Genomic DNA, 20446 nt, shown 5'->3' with positions numbered 1-20446 from the left:
CATTTTTTAGTTGTTGAGTTGAGGATATTCAATCTCTGAAGATTTTTTAATCTCCTTATTTGAATTCTTTTTGTCCAATTTACAAAAATCAGAATTGTTGGAAATATATTCTGGAACAATACTTTTCATAAGTTGAACCACATTATCCTTAAAGAAAAGATTGGAAATACAAAGTTCATCAATCATGTTGCGCACCTTATTGTAATCAATGTCCCGAACCTTACTTATCATTATTTTATCATGGTAAGTGGGCAGTGTATTTTCACCATTGGCCAAAAGCTCCTCATATAATTTTTCACCTGGTCTTAATCCGGTTATTTTTATGTCAATATCATCCGGATAATGTAATCCCGAAAGTCGAATCATATTCTTGGCCAAATCCATGATCTTTACTGATTCACCCATATCAAATATAAAGATTTCACCTCCTTTGCCCATTGCGCCGGCCTCCAAAACTAATTGTGATGCTTCTGGTATAGTCATGAAATATCTGGTGATATCCTTATGGGTAACCGTAAGTGGACCGCCTTTTTCAATTTGTTTTCTAAACAATGGTATTACCGAACCATTGGAGCCAAGTACATTCCCAAATCGGGTAGTGATGAATTTGGTTTTGCCCTCTTGCTGTCTACAGCTAATATACATCTCGGCAATACGTTTGGTGGCTCCCATGATATTGGTTGGGTTTACCGCCTTATCCGTGGAAACGAAGACAAACTTTTCCACTTCATATTCCGACGCTAGATCAACAATGGTCTTGGTACCTGCTACATTAATTTTAACAGCCTCATAAGGATTCTGCTCCATAAGGGGAACATGTTTATAAGCAGCTGCATGGAATATTCTATTGGGTTGGTACTGTTCGAACAGAACACGCATTTTATTCTTATCCCGAATATCACTTACAATAGGAACAAAATTGAAATAACCTGCTTGTTTTAACTCCTGTTGCAAATCGTAAAGAGCGGACTCGGCTTGATCGATTACTATTAACGATCGGTAATTGTATTTGCAAATCTGACGTACCAGTTCACTGCCAATAGATCCGGCCCCGCCGGTAACCATAATCACCTTGTCATCAAAATCTTTTTCAATTTTGCTATTCTTAATTTCAATCGGTGGCCTATCTAGAAGATCTTCAATTTGTACTCTTTTGATCTGAGACACCTTTAGCTCCCCATTTATCCAATCCTCAACAGGAGGTACGATTTTAACTTTAACGGGCAGGTCAACAATTTCATTGACCAACGTCCTAAGCTGTTTTGGATTGATGGTCTGAATAGAAAAAATTACTTCAGAAATGTTATTGAACTTTACAAAGTCTTCGGTAAGAATAGATTTATCGAATACTTTCACCCCATTTATCTGTTTACCTACCTTCTGAAGGTTATTGTCTACAAAACCAATGACCTTAACTCCCATTTTGGAATGATTGGTCAAGGTATTATATGTAATAATCCCAGACTCCCCAGCACCATAGATGATGAGGTTTTTTGATGGGGTCCTTCCTCTGTTCATTAAGCTTTCAAAAGCGATTTTAAAAACATATCTGGACGCAGAAAGGGCAATAAAGGTCAACAGACTATTAATGATGATGATTGAAAGTGGAATTGTAAACCCATCTACCAATTGCATATATCGATTCGCCAATACTACGGCAATAGCCCCTATACTGGCCAAACAAACTGCGTTGAAAATGGCATAAACATCTTTAATGCCTGTATGCCTAACAACCCCCTTGTAACTCCCAGAGATTAAAAAAGCAACTAAAAACAAGAGAACAACTATAGGAAGTTGAGTCCATAAACGCTGTACATCGAAATTAAAACTCAGGTTGAATCTTATAAAATAAGCCAATATAAACGAAAACGAAACAATACCAAGGTCAATTAAAAGTACCGTCCATTTTGAGGCGTAACGCCTACCGGTTCTAAAAAAGAATTCCTTGATCATTTGAATATGTTTTTAATGATTCCACAAACTCTTTCCAAATCTTCAATCTCTAGACTGGAACCACTGGGCAAGCATAGACCTCTTTCAAAAAGAGCTTTACTTACTCCGTTCTCAAACGAAACATTATCACAGAAAACCGGCTGTAAGTGCATTGGCTTCCATAATGGTCTTGATTCAATATTCTCACTTTCAAGAGCCATTCTTATTTTTTCCCGCACATCAAAAGAAGGGGTCAGTATACAGGTTAACCATCGATTGGAGTAACTACCTGCTGGTTCGTTGACTAATTCAATTCTGGTAATGCTGATAGATTTTCTTTGTAAAATTCAAAATTTTGGCGTCTTGCCTTCACCCTGTTTTCAAGAACTTCCATTTGTCCGCGACCAATGCCAGCCAGTACGTTACTCATCCTATAATTATATCCAATATGCGAATGCTGATAATGAGGTGCATTATCTCTGGCCTGAGTTGCCAAAAAAATTGCTTTCTCTTTTATTTTTAAATCTTTGCAAAGGAGAGCTCCACCACCCGAAGTAGTAATGATTTTGTTTCCATTAAAAGATAAAATACCTATTTCACCAAAACTACCACAATTAAATCCTCTGTAAGAACTACCTAAAGCCTCTGCACTATCCTCTATTACTGGAATTTCATATTTTCTTGCTATGGCATGGACCTCATCTACCTTGTATGGCATTCCATATAAATGTACTGCAACAATGGCTTTTGGTTTTTTTCCTTTGTCCATTCTATCTTTGATGGCCTCTTCCAAGAGAACCGGTGATATGTTCCAAGTTTCCTCTTCACTATCCACAAAAATGGGTGATGCTCCCAAATAGGTTATTGGGTTTGCCGATGCCGCAAAAGTGAAGCTTTGACATATTACTTCATCTCCTTGACCAACTCCGAGAATCTCCAAGCCCAAATGTATGGCACTTGTACCCGAGCTCAGACAAGCTGCATGGACATCATTTTTCACAAAGTCTTGTATGGATTTTTCAAATTGCTGGACATTCGGTCCCAAGGGAGCAATCCAATTAGTATCAAAAGCTTCTTTTACATAGGTTTCCTCGTTTCCACCCATATGTGGTGGCGATAACCAAATTTTCTTCAATACTACAGTTTTCATTTCGGTTTTGGGTTGATATAAGTAGGAAGGAATTTTATTTCTCCCTAGTAAAAGTAAGAGGAAAATCATGCTGTCGGATTATTTTTGAATACTATTCGCCAAAGGCAAAAAATAATCGATTAAGTGCTTGTTAATGATGATTTTTCAATCAGATTTTGGGTAATGAAAATGTGTGGCATTTTAAGTAGTGGACAATGAAAACCGAAAGATATTTAAGGTGAAGTTGCTTTTTTAATTTTTAAAAAAGTAGTCTTAAAAATCTAATAATTAAGTATTTATATCTTGTTCTTGTTATGTTTAAACCAAGTGATTTCGTTCATAAACATCCTTCACAAATTATGCTTCGCTCGGGAATTAATAATTCTTTAGATTTGATACATAATAAGTGGTATGAAAATTTTGGTAACAGGTGCTGCAGGCTTTATTGGTTTTCATGTTTCAAAGAAATTGATGGAACACGGACATTCTGTATTCGGGCTAGACAATTTGAATGATTACTATGATGTTAATCTAAAGCTTGGCCGATTAAATCAATTGGGAATAAATTCAGATAGTGCAAAAAAATTCAAAGAGATAACCCGTAGCGAATCTTTGGATAATTTTCGTTTTGTTCGCATGGATGTTCAGGATAAAGAATATCTCGGTCAACTTTTCAAAAAGGAAAAGTTTGATGTTGTATGCCATCTTGCCGCCCAAGCAGGTGTCCGCTACAGTATAAAAAACCCAACCGCTTACATCGAAAGCAACATCGTAGGCTTTTTCAATATTTTGGAGTGTTGTCGGCATTATAATGTGGAGCATTTGGTATATGCGAGTAGTTCCAGTGTTTATGGTTTAAACAAAAAAGTTCCTTTTGCAATCTCAGATTCAGTAGATCATCCTGTTAGTCTATATGCTGCTTCAAAAAAGAGCAATGAATTGATGGCGCACACTTATAGCCACTTATATGGCTTAAGAACAACAGGTTTGCGGTTCTTTACGGTATATGGCCCTTGGGGCAGGCCCGATATGGCCATGTTCTTGTTCACCAAGGCAATTATTAATGATGAGCCTATCAAGGTTTTTAATAATGGGGATTTAGAAAGAGATTTTACTTACATCGATGATATTGTGGAAGGTGTGATTCATATTTTAGAGGACCATTACACCGATGCGTACAGTGATAGTGAGCCCTATCATCTATACAATATCGGAAACAGTAAATCCGTGAGGTTATTGGATTTTATTGAGACTATTGAAGTCTCTCTTGATAAAAAAGTAACCAAAGAAATGCTGCCTATGCAAGCCGGAGATGTTAAACGGACCTGGGCAGATGTAACGGGATTGAAAAAAGATTACAATTATGAACCATCTACGCCTGTAAAAGTTGGGGTGGATGAATTCATCCAATGGTATAAAGGTTATTATGGTCGATAATATCAAAGACAAATACACCATTTTATTTTGGGAAATTACACTTTATCTGTTTTATGAAAAGTTTATCTAGAAGCCTAAAACCCTTTTATAGGTTTGTCGCATATTTGTAAATCTATTTATAGAAGAAAGTATTCCACTAAAAAAACATGTAAAAAAGCATGAAATTAACAATAGTAGGCACTGGATATGTTGGTCTTGTAACCGGAACTTGTTTTGCAGAAATGGGAAATACGGTTACATGTGTTGATATAGACAAGGGTAAAATCGAAAACTTAAAAAATGGGATTGTTCCCATTTACGAACCTGGCCTTGAACCCATGGTCGTACGCAATGTTGCCAATAAAACTCTACATTTTCAAACGCAATTAAAAGAGTGTCTACACGATTGTGACATGGTTTTTATCGCGGTGGGCACACCAATGGGAGAGGATGGGTCTGCAGACTTGCAATACGTTCTTCAAGTGGCCAAAGAAATTGGTCAACATATGACCACACCATTGATTGTTGTGGATAAATCCACAGTTCCTGTTGGAACTGCCGACAAAGTTAAATCTGCAATTGCCAAAGAACTTGCCAACAGAGGCGAAAACATAGAATTCCATGTTGTTTCCAATCCTGAGTTCCTTAAAGAAGGGGATGCCATCAGTGACTTCATGAAACCAGATCGTGTCGTTGTTGGTACTGAAGACAAAAAAACAGCCGAAACCATGCGCAGATTGTATGCCCCTTTCTTTAGAAGTAGCATGGACCGTATGTTGGTAATGGATGTGCGTTCTGCGGAAATGACAAAATACGTCGCAAATGCCATGCTCGCCACCAAAATATCTTTTATGAACGAAGTGGCCAATATTTGTGAATTAGTCGGGGCCGATGTGAATAAGGTGCGAATCGGCATCGGTTCGGATAGCCGTATTGGATATAGTTTTATCTACCCAGGAAGCGGATATGGTGGGTCTTGTTTTCCAAAAGATGTAAAAGCCCTTAAAAAAACCGCCGAACAAAACGGATATGAAGCACAATTGCTCAATGCCGTAGAAGATGTAAATGATAGACAAAAATTTGTTATAGCTGACAAAGTAATCAATCATTTTGGCAAGGATCTTTCTGGAAAAACCTTTGCTATATGGGGTCTTTCATTCAAGCCAGGAACGGACGATATGAGAGAAGCACCATCCATTTATATCATTAAAAAATTAACCGCTCTTGGAGCAAAAATACAGGCTTACGATCCTAAGGCCATACATGAAGCGAAATCCTTCTATTTAAAAGATGTTGAAGGGTTAACCTATGCCGATTCTAAATATGAAGCGTTGAAAGAAGCTGACGCATTATTGTTACTGACAGAATGGAAAGAATTTCGCTCCCCTGATTTTGGAGAAATGAAGTCTACATTAAAAGAACCTGTCATTTTTGATGGAAGAAATCAATTTGACGCAGAAAGGCTGGAAAACCTTGGCTTTATCTATTATCAAATAGGCAAAAGGTAATCAGTTCCACGATTTTATTTAAGTTGTTTAAATTTTCAAATAGCAAAAAGCCTGCTTTAATGAGCAGGCTTTTACCTTGTTTATCCAGCCGCTATACCTATGTGTTTTCCATTATGGTGTTATAGGCCTTCTCCGGTGTTAAATGGTTTTTCATGTAATCATATCCGTTTTGTCCCATTTTCATGGCCTTCTCCCTGTTATTGTACATCCACAACAAATTCTTTTTAAAGGCATCAATATCTCCAGCTTTGGACCATAGACCAGATTTAGTCTCATCCAACATCTGTCCAAAGTCTGTGCTTAAATCCAATGATGCCAACACAGGCTTTTTAAGACCAAAATAGGTTAGCACCTTAGACGGAAAATTAGGTATGGTAAATTTTTCACTTAACGAAATAAGTCCAACATCCGTCGCAGCCAAGATCTGAACATATTCTTTTTTGGGAACACGGTCCACCAACCTTATGTTGGTAAGATTATTTTTCGAAATCAATTCTCGTACGCGTTCACTCTCCGTGCCGCTCCCCAAAATCAAAAAGAAAACATCATCGATATCTTCACAGCTTTTTGCCAACTGAACAATGTTCTCCAACTGTTGTGGTTTACCCAAGTTTCCACCAAAAATGGCCATGAATTTGTCCGAAACACCCAATTTGGAACTGACCTCTTCAATTCCATCTTTAGAAATGGGAGCTGGTATTTTTTCCCAATTTGGCAATAAATGTAATTTTGAACGATCAAGAGTTGGGTTATGCTCTTCAACATATGCAATGTTCGCTTTCGACATACACCCAATCGCATCGGCTAATTGATATAACTTTAGCTCTTGTTTTCTAAAATACCGATGGAATAAACCATCTTCTTTCATCATTTTTAGGTCCACAGCATTTTGGGGAAAAATATCCCGTAAAATCAGGTAGATTTTTGCTTTTGTTTTAGCTTTTAACCAAGAGGCTACCGAAAACAAGGTAATAGGTGGTGTAGGTAAAATTACCAGGTCAAAGTCCAGGTTACCGTTTTTCTTTATGGCTCGCTTATATTGATAAGGCAGTAACAGGTTTGCAATACCTTTTTTTATGGCTCCCACCTTAAACAGTGGTAGGGTTTTTACCCGCAATACTTTCACATTACCCTCTACCCTACAACCATAATTACCCTTTTCGTAAGCGGGCGCTACAACCAAGACATCGTGACCCTTCTCGCCAAACTCCTGCATTAAGTCCGTATATAGAATGGTGGACTTTGCTACATTGGGATATCCCAGTGCCAAAAAAAGAACTTTCTTCTTCATAGAAAACTATTTCGACCAAACAACTCGGTTGATGTAGTCCACATAAGAGATAATAATACGAACTACTTTCTCACTTAGGTTGGGCATAGTGTAGTCTGTTACCTCCCTGAAATTTCTTTTGGGACTTCTTTCCTGCACTTCCAATGCGGTCAAGCCCTGCAAAATTCTTTCTGGATTCAGTCCAACCATCATCACTGATGCCTCCTCCATAGCTTCGGGACGCTCATGGGCCTCTCTTATATTTAACGCCCTGAAGTTTAAAATGGAAGACTCTTCCGAGATTGTTCCACTGTCCGACAATACTGCAAAGGAGTTTATTTGCAGTGCATTATAATCTGAAAAGCCTAAAGGTTTTAAAAACTGGATGTTCTTATGTGTCTTCACATTTTTGGAATCGAGCATATTCCGTGTCCTTGGATGGGTCGATACGATTACTGGATAATCATATTTTTCGGCAATCTGATTCAAAGATTCTATCAATCCTTCGAAATTTTTTGGATTGCTGATATTTTCTTCACGGTGGGAGGAAACGACAAAATATTTCTCTTTTTCGAGTCCAAGATCTTTCAAAACAGTAGAAGCTTCAATTTTACTTTTGAACTGATTTAACACCTCAAACATTGGACTACCCGTTTTTATAACTCTATCGGGCGGAAGTCCTTCACGCAGTAAATATTCTCGTGCTATATCGCTATAGGTTAGGTTAATATCCGCCACATGGTCCACTATTTTTCTATTGGTTTCCTCTGGCACTCTTTGATCAAAACAACGATTTCCTGCTTCCATATGGAAAACAGGAATTTTTCGTTTTTTAGCAGGTATAGCGCACAAACAAGAGTTGGTATCCCCTAGTACCAAAAATGCGTCCGGATCAATCTTCTCCAATAACGGATCTATTTTGATTAGAATATTTCCGACGGTTTCGGTAGCATTTTTTCCCGCGGCACCCAAAAAGTAATCGGGTTTTCGGATACCAAAATCTTCAAAGAATATTTCGTTGAGCTCGTAATCGTAGTTCTGTCCTGTATGCACCAATGTATGCTCAATGGCTTTGTTGGCATCCAAAGCATTTAAAACGCATGCCAAGCGTATAATCTCTGGTCTTGTTCCGACGACGGTTAAAACTTTAAGCTTTTTCAAAATGAATGTTTTATGGTTTGTTATTCAACATTTTCAAAATAGGTATCGGCATCCTCCGGATCATAGGGTTCATTGATCCAAAACAATGTGATCAATTCTTCATCCCCTGTATTGGTTATATTATGGGTATGCCAGATAGGCATATCCACATAGGCAGGTTCCTTACCGTCCAAATCATAATTGATGACTTCATCGGTTCCAATTTTGCGCAATTGAATCCTGGCCTTTCCACTTATCACAGCAAAGCGTTCAGCCTTTCTGGTATGAAAATGATTTCCCCTTGTTATCCCAGGAACAGTGGTGGAAAATGAAAACTGTCCAGAAGTCCTGGTTCTGGCAATCTCTACAAAACTACCTCTTGGATCAGTATGTTTGGTATATTTTACGGGGTAATGCGATTCTGGGATATAGCACCTGAAGGTGTTGAACAGTGACTTTTCGAAATGGTCTTCCAAATTCGGAAAAACTCCTTTTTCCATATAGTTGGATTTAAAACCGTTCAACAATTCCAATATCCTAGAGACCTTAATGTAATGGTTGGGCTCAATTTCAACTTCAAAACTGTTGTTGTTTAGGGGTTTGGATGATTGGTCGCCAAAAATAGTGTCAATAAAAACTTGAACCAGATCATTGATATATATCAAACCAACTTCACCATCATTAAGAATAGTCGGTTTCTCATTGTTTGCCACCTTATGACAAAAAGTCGCCACTACGGAATTATAATTTGGTCTCCCGAACGGGCCAAATACATTAGGTATGGTCAAGGAGGATAACTTTCCTCCTGTTTCCGCTGCCCATGCCATAAACTTCTCTTTGCCCTCCTTTTTTGATTGCCCATAAAGGTTGTCCTTTAATTCTTGTGACGATGATGAAAAAATAATATGTGGTGTAACCTTGGATATTTCACAAGCAGCGATTAAATCATCGACCAATTTTAGATTGGTATTATAGATCACTTTAGGGTCCTCGTGCCGGTTCATGGCCGCTAAATGGATTATGGTATCGCATTCTGAAACGAACTTGGATAACATTTCAATATTTTCAAAAAGGGAACGTTCAAAATTGACCAATTCCACATCCTGCCTTAAGGACAAAGTGGTATATAGATGGTTTCCGATAAACCCTGCTTGACCTGTAATTCCAATTTTATGTTTTTCCATCTTACTAATTTACCATTCGGCTGACCATTGATCCAATGGGAACCTAAAATCATCATCTTTTGATTTATTGAGAGCAGCGTTCGAAAACACCTGTAGTCTAGCATAATTGGACGATGCCTTTATGCCTGTTACAAAACCTCCGGGAACAGCAATGATTTTGGGATTTGATGCATCCAGTTCAATTCTTGTTGGAGTCAAGTCGTCCGAAAGGTTGTTAAAATCATTGATTTCGATTATATTTATTATAAAACTACCCGATACGCAATAAAACCATTTTTTCTCATGCTGATGGCCCTGCCATCCTCTGATCATATCTTGATTTGCTGGTAATATTTCGTAAAAACGCACAATTTCACTCATATTGAGCGTGTTAAAAAAACGCATTTCTCCTCTTTCATCTTGAAAGTTATCTCCCGCAATCACAAGATTATTCTGCATTCAACTGTTCTTTGATAAAATCCAGATTCAGCAATGTTCGTTTTAACTCGTCGTTGTTTAAATGCTTGGTATTGTGCGAATGATAATCTTCAATAGCACTAATATCCTTTTCCCCTTCAGAAAAATACCTGCTATAATTCAAATCTCTGTTATCCGCTGGAATCCTGTAAAACTCTCCCATATCCTCTGCTTTCTGCATTTCCTCTCGAGTACAAAGGGTTTCGTACAATTTTTCACCATGCCTAGTTCCTATAACCTTTACTTCATTGTCAGCATTAAATATCCCTTTTATGGCATCTGCCAAATCACCAATGGTACTTGCGGGAGCCTTATTCACAAATAAATCCCCTTGGTTACCATGTTCGAAGGCGAAAAGTACCAAATCCACCGCATCCTCCAAAGACATCAAAAAACGGGTCATATTGGGGTCTGTCACCGTAATTGGATTGCCCCCTTTAATTTGGTTTACAAACAATGGAATTACAGAGCCCCGTGAGGCCATTACATTCCCATAGCGTGTTAAACAGACCTTAGTGGCATCACCCGGAATGTTACGTGAAGCGGCAACGGCAACCTTTTCCATTAATGCCTTACTTATACCCATGGCATTAATGGGGTATGCAGCCTTATCCGTACTTAAACAAATAATTCGTTTTATTCCATTGGCAACGGCAGCATCTATGGTATTCTGTGTGCCAAATACGTTGGTTTTGGCAGCTTCTATGGGAAAGAACTCGCATGAAGGGACTTGTTTTAATGCAGCTGCATGGAATACATAGTCCACACCTTTCATAGCATGATTGATACTGTTAAAATCCCTTACATCGCCAATATAGAACTTGATTTTTGGATTTTTGAGCCTATTACGCATGTCGTCTTGCTTTTTTTCATCCCGACTGAATATGCGTATTTCACCGATATCTGTCTGTAAAAAACGATCTAGTACCGCATTTCCAAAAGATCCGGTTCCCCCTGTGATCATTAATGTTTTGTCTTTGAACATCTTTTGATTATTTAACTATACTACAAAATATTGTTTATCCAATGTCTTTATACTTTCGTGGCAATCCATCAATTCGGACATGGTAATTGTATTCAGAAAATCTGAAATCGATTCTTTATCTGTATCTATAGTCCATCCCATTTTGTTTTCCAACACCCTTTGGGCTACATAGGTGTCATTTGCACAAACAATGGGGATATTAAAAAAACCCGACTCATAATATTTGTTCGGCATTGCCACTTTTTCATTTTCCAAGGTATTGTTGTAAACAACAAAATTCAAGTTGTTTTCACCATAAATTCTTTCTAGGTCGTCCGGGTTTTTAAAAGGCCCGTGGTAAAAAATATTCGAATTTTCGTTCACCGCCTTTTTAATGCCTTGGATAATGGGGCCATCATGGGTAGCTCCATAAAAATTTAAAATGATATTTTGATTCGCTGCCACAACCTCCGTTAAACCCTTAATTATTTCTGCGTACCTAAAAGCACCGATGTAGGCAATACGAAGCTTGTCGGATTTCATCTTTTCAATAGGTCTCACCCGATTGTAGGTTTCCAATTTATTTTCTTCGACCACCAATTGGGACTCTGAAACGTTTTTTTTATAATACCCCTCGTAGAAACTCTTGGTCGTAAATACAACCTTACGTGATCTACGAGCAAGAAACCTATCCAAAAAGCTCATCAACTTTCTTTTAGTTTTGCCTGAGTACAACCAAACTATGTCACTGATTTCATAATCCACATCAGAATTGATTATAAGGAAACTTAAAGCTCTAAGGTCCAGTCCAAAAACATAGATCGATTTTTTCCTTAAACCATATTTTGCATAAATAAGTCGTAATAACTTAATAAAAATGGAAGCTCTTTGAAAATATTGGTTGTTCTTTAACTGACCAACCACTGTAATCTCAACGTTTTCGTTCTCCTCTAAGACTTTATGATTTTGAACAGAGTGAACATTTCTAGTAAAACCATATACATGAACTTTTTTATATTCCTTGGCTTTCTGGTTTATCCTTTTAACTATCCTAGGCTGCTCCAGTGATTGTGCCAAAACAATTAAAACATTGTTCATGATTGTAGTTTGTAATGTCTATTTCGCTTCTAAAACCCCGCAAAAATCCAATATACGCTTCTCTGTGTTTTTGGGTAGTTCCTTAAACTCATTATGTGCTACCAAGTACACAATAATATCAGCATGTTCGAAAGCGGTTTTGTAATCCGTTAACTTAAAAATATTGTGGGAATCTATATTGGGTTCAACGATGAAATATTCTTCGTTGTTGACGTTTTGAAGTACTTTTTGTACAATATATTTTGCTGGAGACTCCCGTAAATCGTCAATATTCGGCTTAAATGCCAGCCCCATAAGGGCAACTTTGGGCTTATATCCTTTTTCCAGTTCAAATTTTAGTTTTTCACTCTGCACTTTTTCCGCGCACCAAAAAGACTTATAGTTGTTGATTTCCCTTGCGGTACCAATAATTTTGGATTCCATAGGATAATCGGAAACAATAAAATAAGGGTCTACAGCAATGCAATGTCCGCCTACTCCACAGCCTGGTTGTAGTATATTCACCCTAGGGTGCTTATTGGCCAATTTTATCAGCTCCCAAACATTGATATCTGCCTTGTCGCATATTAGCGAAAGTTCGTTCGCGAAAGCGATCTGCACATCTCGCGATGAATTTTCAACCAGTTTGCACATTTCTGCAGTACGTGCATTGGTCTTGTGCAACTCGCCTTTCACGTATGCCGAATAAAACGCAACTGCCTTTTCAGTTGATTCTGCATCTATACCTCCAATCACCCGATCATTGTGCACCAGTTCGTACATAACATTTCCGGGCAATACGCGCTCTGGACAATAGGCCATATGAATCTTATCCGTAAGTTCTGGACGTTGATCAAAAATTAGGTCCCTCATTTTTTCAGTTGTGCCAATTGGGGAAGTAGATTCTATGATATACAAATCACCCTCCTTTAATAGTGGTAATATAGCTTTGGTCGCAGCTTCAACATAAGAAATATCGGGTTCATTCTTTTCTTTAAACGGTGTTGGTACCACAATAAGGTAAGTATCCGCTTGTTTAGGTTCAAGACTGGCTTTTAGAAAACCTTCTGATACAGCTTTTGAAACGGCTACGTCCAAATCTGGCTCTACAATATGTACCTCACCCCTATTAATGGTATCCACTACCCTTGGATTAACATCCACTCCGTGTACCTTGGTCCCGTTACCTGCAATCAAAGCAGCAGTGGGCAGGCCAATATAGCCCAACCCCATCATGGTTACGTTATTTTCTGACACTATTCTTGATTTTTCATGAATTCAACAATACGCTCACAAGCTTTACCATCGCCATACGGGTTGTGAAGCTTACTCATTATTTTATATTGATCTTTATCTGTTAATAAAGTAACGGCATGTGATACAATTTTCTCCTTGTCGGTCCCCACTAAAATCACCGTTCCTGCCTCAACGGCTTCGGGCCTTTCGGTGGTATCCCTCATTACCAAAACTGGTTTCCCTAAACTCGGAGCCTCTTCCTGAACACCTCCACTATCGGTAATAACTATATGGCTTTTATCCATTAACCAAACAAATTCAGGATAGGCCAAAGGATCGATCAATTTTATATTGTCCATATCGCCCAGTAATTCGTAGACCGGTTTTTGAACCTTTGGATTTAGGTGTACTGGGTAAACTATTTCAACATCGTCAAATTTTTCTGCAATTTCCTTCAATGCTTGACAAATATTGATAAAGCCCTGGCCATGATTTTCACGTCTATGGCCTGTGACCAAAATGATTTTTTTATCATAGGAAACCTTTGTCTTAAGTTCACTAAGCTCTTTGGTGTCCAATGTTTTTACCCGCTTCACACTTTCGTGCAATGCATCGATTACCGTATTTCCGGTAATCGAAATTGATTTTTTATCAACGCCCTCATTCAGTAAGTTTTGACTTGAGGTCGTAGTCGGAGCAAAATGGAAATCGGCCACATGACCCGTTACCCTTCTATTGATTTCTTCTGGGAAGGGTGCCCATTTGTTAAAAGTTCGTAACCCCGCTTCCACATGACAAACCTTTGCCCCTGAATAAAAACCTGCGATACTCGACCCCATAGTGGTGGTGGTATCTCCATGTACATAGACAAAATCCGGTTTATAGGATTCCAAAACCGACTGCATATTGGTTATTATGGCTGCGGTCAAACCATACAAGTTTTGTCCCGGTTTCATTAAATCAAGATCAAAATCGGGAGTTATCTCAAAAAAGTCCAAAACCTGGTCCAACATTTCACGGTGTTGTGCCGTTACACATACCTTGGTTTCAAATTCATCTGAATTTTGGAATGCTTTGACCAAGGGTGCCATTTTGATGGCTTCCGGTCTAGTTCCAAAAACAATGAGGTTCTTTTTCCGCATATCAGTTTTTTCTGTTTTTATATAAGAGTTGATAATATAATTTTGGGCAAAGTACTTTAAAATATCCCGTTAAAAGAAATATTGGTAGTCTTATCGGAAAATGCTTTTTCATGTGATGGGTCTGAGAAACAAAATCAAACCCAATTGGATTATGGAGCATTTTATATCTGTCCTTTAGCGATAGTTTCATAAATCTCAAATAGGGGTCGCTATGATCATTGATACATTCTCCTACGGTCCCTGGCATAATAAGAACGGGAAGCCCCTTTTTTGTTGCCCTGAGGGTATAATCATAATCTGCCATACCATGAACGTAACCGTCTGCAAGCATACCTATTTTATCAACTACATTTTTACTTACCCATAAAATATTGGCATTTCCCAACTCACATGGAATAGGTTCGCTCTTTGGCTCCAATCGCTTCATCTTAGCCAAAAAGCGGTTTTTAAAAACACTGCCTCCGTAACTTATTTTTTTTGTTTCAGCATCAACGGTTGAACCAACATATATTCCCCCCATTCCATATTTGGAGTTACTGAACTCGTGTGTTTTTAGTATGGCATCAAAAAGATGGGGATAGACATAGGTATCATCATTCAACAAAAGAAAAGCATCGTATTTGCCTTTCAAAGCTTCGCTCCAGGCATTGCGCATCCCTCCTGCCCAAAACAAATTTCCATCTCCCTTTAAAATTTTTACGTTTGGAAAACTTTTGGATACTGCCTCAGAAGTACCATCAGTTGAACCATCATCGGTAAGGTAAATGGACATTTCCCAGCCATGCGATAACTTATTATACGCTTTGTATAACGCCGTTAAGGATGCAATGGTTTTGTCTTTTCTATTAAAACAAGTGAGAAGAACAGCTAGTTTGCTCATTTTTGGGGTAATGGTCAGGTTGCTAAATTCAGGTTAAAAACGTCATAAAAGTACGCTAAAGTATCATGGGCAAAAGATTTATTGGACAACCTTACTCAATTACTGGATTATCGGTACTGTATTTTTTAACCACTCCGATGAAAAAACAGAAAAAGGCGAAAAAATCAAACATTCCTTCAAGTATTGGTTCCACCATAAAAACCAATGAAAAACCAAGGGTGAAAACGATAATTTGATTGTTAAAGGCATATGCTTCCTTTTTCTTTTTAATTGCCTTAAAAACAGTTAAATAGGATTTCGTTGTAAAAAATAGTAGAAAGAAGAAAGACAAAAATCCACCTATGCGCAGCACATCAAACCAAAGATTATGAGCATGCCCAAATTCATGTTCGCTCCATCCCAAGGGTTTTGTAAATAAATATTCCATGGACTTGATCCATCTATCGGTACGTCCACCGCCAGATGCCAAATCTTGACTATCTTCCATTCTATTGGCAAAAGCCGATAACCAGTCCTGATCCAAATCAAAACTTACGCTGTTAATTATATAAAAGATACCCAAGAAAAATAACAAAAACATGATCAGGTTCCGTCTAAATGATTGTCTTGGCATCACGTATATTAGGGAAACCAATAATGCAATTAGGCTAATACTTATCTGGGTTCGGCTACCAATCCTAAGAATACAGGCCATGGCAATCGCATAATACACCAAAAGCAATATCTTAGTTACAAAGGGGAGCTTTTTAAAGTGTGGGACCAATAAAGCGGGTAAGGTCATTATTAAGGTAAAATAGGAACCCATAATAGTGGCAGGAACAATATTGCCTGTCCAATAATTAGGTAGATTCCTATCTACTACATTATACCCATTTTGTAAAATATCGGTAAAAACAGATAGCACTGCTGTAATTGAAAATATTACCGCAGAAATCAAAAGTAGAAGTACCAAGTTAGTCTGATTGGAATTTAACTTTTCCGCAAAAAACTTGCCCAAAAGATAAAATGCTCCGGGTACAATAGCGTAAATAACAATGTATTGATTCCCCGCCTTAGGGTCGAAAGAAAAAAAGGCCGCATAGATAATGGAAAAAACGAATAAAAGCCAAAAACCAATATCAACATTTTTGACAAGAAAACTCTTTTGAGTTACGATCAGGGCTGCAATGAGATATCCAATATAAATATTCAACCCATAAGGATTTAAAAGGTAGACAAAGAACAATGCCACAAAAGGCACTCCTATTTTTCGTATCGCTTTGAGCACTTTATCGCTTTTTAGTTAATCTATTTATTAGGTTACTAAATTTTTGACGGGATTGCACTAAAAACAATTTCTTGGTCCATTTGTATGGTATTTGTTTATAATTATAGGCAATCTTTCTTTCAAAATCGGGTACATTGGGGTTTTGCTCTACTATGGATGTATCATATAAAAAAAGCTCCTTCCCGTCTATGGACTGAAGAACGTTATCCTCATGTGGTTTCAAAGATTTACCAAAAGACCGTATTGCTTTAAAATCCAATACTTTGGAAGAGAGTAAATACTTTTGTCCCTGTAAAGGTTTATATCCATATAAATCCACACACAATTCATCATTTTCCAATCCAAGTATTTGATACAAATTTTTATTCTCATAATAGGCATCGTATACAGCATTTGAGTCTTGCACTATGGAAAAATTATACTCCCTTTCTTTGCCAAAATCGAGCGGAACTTGGTATAGGGTACTATCATGGCCCACATGTGTACCGGCATCGCTAAAATTTGTGGTCAAGGATATCTTTGGATACAGGAAGTATCTATCTTTTTCCACCAAATAAGCAATGTTATATTTTAACCATGATTTAGGGGACCAACTCCTCACATATGCGGGTACCTGTTCGTTACTATCAATATCAGGTTCTTTTTCGTACCAGTACATAAACCCCGTCCACTGATGTTTTGTCCATGCCTGGCCCCAAGAAGAAGCAAATTGAAAATACCAGTTATCAAAACCATCTTGATGTGGTGAAAAATTTTGGCGGGTATGTACATTGAGTTGGTGATTGTACAGTGACACTCCCCCAATGCTTGATTCTTTTGTAGAGAATGTAAGCGCCTGTTCAGCAAACAGATAAAAATTAGGTGACACATAAAGGTCATCCTCCAGAACGATTACCGCTCCGTATTCCAAACTATAATTCCCACATTTTAAAATGTGTTTTCTTAGTCCCAGATTTATTTCTTGATAAATTACCTTTTTAGTACCGTGCTCCCATTGAAAGTCATTGGCTAAATCCAAAACATGCTGGTTGTTATCAGCTTTATCGATACTAATGATCAAATCAATTGTATCATGGGGATACTTGGCCTTTTGCAAGGAACTCAATAATCTGGTCAGTGACCTGGGTCTGTTATATGCGACCACCACAATGGGAATTCTCATTTCAAGCATTTTTAAGATGTTCCATAAAACCTTCTATATTTCTAAAATACGAAGCGTTTTCCTCTATCCATTTTCTACTTTTTTCCCACCACTTATACTCTACTAAAAATGCTATTTCATCATCATTGAAACGTTTCTTTATCAGTTTTGCAGGAACACCACCGACAATAGCATAAGGCTCTACATCCTTTGTTACCAACGCATTGGCAGCTACAATGGCGCCATCCCCTATTTTTACACCATCCATTAATACCACATTGGCACCTAACCAAACATCATTGCCTATGGTAATACTGAAGCCTCCTTTATGCGGTTCGGCGAATTCTTTAAAATGTTGTTCATTTGCATATGTAAATCCCACTGGGGTCTTTAACGCAAAAAAAGATGGGTGGGTCGAAACAAATGTGGTGGATGGATGTTTACCAAAGATGCAATTCACATTGGGGCCAATGGAACAATATCTTCCTATACTTGTTTTAGCCAATTTAGCACCTTCGGCCAAATAAGAACCATACCCGATTTTTGATGAAACAATGGCACTATTTTTACCAAAAGCATTTTTACCCTCGCACGCTACCGAGAAACCAATAAAGGCTCCTTTTTGATAGGTTATCCCTTTTGTTCTTTTGAGATGGATACGTCTATAAAAATTGGCCATCTTGGTTAAGAGCGAACTTGAAAGCACCAATTTTTTTAACTTATTGACCATACCTCTGGTAGTTTTTAGCTAGGAAATTTTCTCAGGTATCACCTATATCGACACAGTGTTATTTTTTAAGATGGCATTGCCCCAAATGTAAGGAGATAATTCTGTCCAACATTTTTGCGCTTCGGTGAAATTATGATTTTCCTTATTTACAATAGATGTTATCCTATCTCTCAATTGGCTTGGGCTGGATATCAGGTCCGATTGTAAAAATGAATTTGAGCTGGTGGTATCCATAAACCATTCGGACAAATCGTTCTGCATCCAGTCCACAATTGGGGAGCTAAATCCTATTTTTGATTTTCTCCACGTTACTTCCTTGGGTAAATAAGGGTCCAGAGCGTCTCTTACAATCCTTTTGGTGTACCCATTTCCAATCTTACTTGAATAAGGTAACGAATTCACAAAACTTACAATACGATGATCCATAAACGGCATCCGAATCTCTACGCCATTGATCATGGCATACCTATCGTAATTGCGCAATAAAGTTGGTAAAATATTCTCATGGAACATGGCGTAGAGATACTGGGACAGGTTATCCAGTCTTTTGAAATTGGGATGGCCGTTATCCACGGACGGCATCTTTTTACCCAATATTTTTTTACCTATCTTCCTGATCATATAATCACGATATAGTTTCCAGTTGCTTACCCGATCATACTGTACCTTGTCCTCATTTATGGAACCTTGGTAAATATTCAGGATATCCTTGGTATTCTTTACATTGAACCTTGCATCCCAAAGACTCTCCAATGTACCTTGTTGATAACCGCTCAACAGCTCATCGGCTCCATGGCCATCCAATGTCACCGTAGTTCCATTTTGCTTTACGGCCCCGTATAGCATAATCATTGGTAATGGGGATGTGATATACAAGTCTTCGAACAAATAGAAATAATGCTCAAGCTTATCCCAATGTTTTAAAGGATCAATATCTACGAATGTGGCACCTATGCCCAAATGGTCCGTAACCATCTTGGCATAGTGTGATTCATCCAATGGAGTTCCTGGAAAGGATGCCACGAAGGCATGTTGCCAATCGTCCGAGTAGCTATTGTTGTTTTTTGCCAGATTCGCCATGGCCGCAATGGTAGCACTACTATCCAAGCCACCACTCAGCGCAGTACCAATGGTGACATCGGAACGCATACGAAGTTTACAGGAATCCATGAAGAGCTCTCTAAAGCGCTCCACTTGTTCGTCATAGGTCTTGGGCACATCGACCAAATGATCCAACGTGTTCCAATAGCGATATATTTTTAACTCACCGCTTTCATAATGTCCACTATGTCCTGCCGGAAAACGCTTGATTCCCTTTACAAGACATTTCTCGGTTGCCTCATAGAAGAAAATATTCTTCTTCATCCAGTGAAAGTCATCGGAAACCTCCAATCTGTCCATAAAGGGGAAAATAGCCTTCATTTCGGAAGCAAAAACAAACTTTCCCTTTATGTTTGCATAGAACAAAGGTTTTTTACCATACCTATCACGCGACATAAAGAGCTTCTTTTCTTCTGCATCCCAAATTCCAAAAGCCCACATACCATTGAATTTTAGGACACAGTCTTCTCCCCACTGATTATATGATTTCAACAAAACCTCGGTATCCGAAGAAGACTTGAATGTATGCCCCAACTGCTCCAGCTCCTTTTTTATCTCCAGGAAGTTGTAAATTTCTCCATTAAAAATAATGGCATACCGTTTACTTTCATGAATCATGGGTTGGCTACCATTTTCAGAAATATCCAAAATAGATAGCCTTCTATGGCCTAAAGAGACATCCACAGAAATATGCTCGATGCCATAACTATCCGGACCACGATGTGTTAGCGTATCCAGAGCTCTTTTAAATAAATCCTGTTCTGAAGAAGGTACAGTTCCTAAAATTCCGCACATTATATTTTAGTTTTGTTGATTGATTCCTACATTACGATGTCGTCTCCGAAAATTTTATTCCATGGAGACAATAAAAAA

At 38.1% G+C, this 20446-nt stretch carries 15 protein-coding genes and 2 pseudogenes; 2 read left to right on the top strand and 15 right to left on the bottom strand.

Annotated features, from left to right (window positions below):
- Positions 1-6 precede the first annotated feature (6 nt).
- Together ABNE31_RS09455 and ABNE31_RS09450 are read right to left on the bottom strand one after the other, a co-directional pair.
- Positions 7-1953, bottom strand: coding sequence for a nucleoside-diphosphate sugar epimerase/dehydratase (locus tag ABNE31_RS09455; protein WP_349351036.1), 1947 nt, complete (start codon positions 1951-1953; stop codon positions 7-9).
- A pseudogene (locus ABNE31_RS09450) lies at positions 1950-3082 on the bottom strand (aminotransferase class I/II-fold pyridoxal phosphate-dependent enzyme). Before ABNE31_RS09450 ends, ABNE31_RS09455 begins: the two are co-directional and overlap by 4 nt.
- Positions 3083-3472: 390 nt before the next feature.
- Between ABNE31_RS09450 and ABNE31_RS09445 the strand changes: the two are divergent.
- Both ABNE31_RS09445 and ABNE31_RS09440 read left to right on the top strand, forming a co-directional pair.
- Complete coding sequence (locus ABNE31_RS09445; RefSeq protein WP_349351035.1) at positions 3473-4498, top strand: NAD-dependent epimerase; 1026 nt, start codon at positions 3473-3475, stop codon at positions 4496-4498.
- 158 nt (positions 4499-4656) lie between these two features.
- Positions 4657-5985: a UDP-glucose/GDP-mannose dehydrogenase family protein gene (locus tag ABNE31_RS09440; RefSeq protein ID WP_349351034.1), complete on the top strand. Its 1329-nt coding sequence runs from the start codon at positions 4657-4659 to the stop codon at positions 5983-5985.
- 97 nt (positions 5986-6082) lie between these two features.
- Here the strand turns inward: ABNE31_RS09440 and ABNE31_RS09435 are convergent, their stop codons facing one another.
- From ABNE31_RS09435 to asnB, 13 genes and pseudogenes are all read right to left on the bottom strand, one after another.
- Positions 6083-7276 carry a glycosyltransferase family 4 protein gene (locus ABNE31_RS09435; protein ID WP_349351033.1) on the bottom strand — a complete coding sequence of 398 codons (1194 nt, stop codon included), beginning with the start codon at positions 7274-7276 and terminating at the stop codon, positions 6083-6085.
- 6 nt (positions 7277-7282) lie between these two features.
- On the bottom strand, positions 7283-8416 hold the full coding sequence (gene wecB / locus ABNE31_RS09430; protein WP_349351032.1) for a UDP-N-acetylglucosamine 2-epimerase (non-hydrolyzing): 1134 nt from the start codon (positions 8414-8416) through the stop codon (positions 7283-7285).
- Between the two features lie 20 nt (positions 8417-8436).
- Positions 8437-9579, bottom strand: coding sequence for an NAD-dependent epimerase/dehydratase family protein (locus ABNE31_RS09425; RefSeq protein WP_349351031.1), 1143 nt, complete (start codon positions 9577-9579; stop codon positions 8437-8439).
- Positions 9580-9588: 9 nt separating this feature from the next.
- A complete protein-coding gene (locus ABNE31_RS09420; protein ID WP_349351030.1) occupies positions 9589-10017 on the bottom strand; it encodes a hypothetical protein in 429 nt (142 codons plus the stop codon).
- Positions 10007-11020 (bottom strand): polysaccharide biosynthesis protein, encoded by a 1014-nt coding sequence (locus ABNE31_RS09415; RefSeq protein WP_349351029.1) that lies wholly within the window; start codon positions 11018-11020, stop codon positions 10007-10009. Before ABNE31_RS09415 ends, ABNE31_RS09420 begins: the two co-directional genes overlap by 11 nt.
- A gap of 15 nt (positions 11021-11035) precedes the next feature.
- The gene (locus tag ABNE31_RS09410; protein ID WP_349351028.1) at positions 11036-11704 is read right to left on the bottom strand and encodes a hypothetical protein; all 669 of its coding nucleotides are present in this window, start codon (positions 11702-11704) and stop codon (positions 11036-11038) included.
- A 411-nt stretch (positions 11705-12115) separates the two neighbouring features.
- Entirely contained in the window at positions 12116-13312 is a 1197-nt protein-coding gene (gene wecC, locus ABNE31_RS09405; protein WP_349353042.1) for a UDP-N-acetyl-D-mannosamine dehydrogenase, read from the bottom strand.
- A 20-nt stretch (positions 13313-13332) separates the two neighbouring features.
- On the bottom strand, positions 13333-14454 hold the full coding sequence (gene wecB / locus ABNE31_RS09400) for a UDP-N-acetylglucosamine 2-epimerase (non-hydrolyzing) (protein ID WP_349351027.1): 1122 nt from the start codon (positions 14452-14454) through the stop codon (positions 13333-13335).
- A 1-nt stretch (position 14455) separates the two neighbouring features.
- A complete protein-coding gene (locus ABNE31_RS09395; protein WP_349351026.1) occupies positions 14456-15334 on the bottom strand; it encodes a glycosyltransferase family 2 protein in 879 nt (292 codons plus the stop codon).
- Between the two features lie 91 nt (positions 15335-15425).
- On the bottom strand, positions 15426-16526 hold the full coding sequence (locus tag ABNE31_RS09390; RefSeq protein WP_349351025.1) for a hypothetical protein: 1101 nt from the start codon (positions 16524-16526) through the stop codon (positions 15426-15428).
- A 76-nt stretch (positions 16527-16602) separates the two neighbouring features.
- Positions 16603-17763 carry a glycosyltransferase gene (locus ABNE31_RS09385; protein WP_349351024.1) on the bottom strand — a complete coding sequence of 387 codons (1161 nt, stop codon included), beginning with the start codon at positions 17761-17763 and terminating at the stop codon, positions 16603-16605.
- 1 nt (position 17764) lies between these two features.
- Positions 17765-18049: pseudogene (locus tag ABNE31_RS09380) on the bottom strand (CatB-related O-acetyltransferase); the annotation flags it as partial.
- Between the two features lie 465 nt (positions 18050-18514).
- Positions 18515-20368 carry an asparagine synthase (glutamine-hydrolyzing) gene (gene asnB, locus ABNE31_RS09375; protein ID WP_349351023.1) on the bottom strand — a complete coding sequence of 618 codons (1854 nt, stop codon included), beginning with the start codon at positions 20366-20368 and terminating at the stop codon, positions 18515-18517.
- Positions 20369-20446 lie beyond the last annotated feature (78 nt).

The sequence above is a fragment of the Flagellimonas sp. MMG031 genome, from assembly GCF_040112705.1.
Lineage (GTDB): Bacteria > Bacteroidota > Bacteroidia > Flavobacteriales > Flavobacteriaceae > Flagellimonas.
The sequence above is the reverse complement of the archived record's forward strand: the minus strand, read 5'-3'. Positions and strand labels throughout refer to the sequence as shown.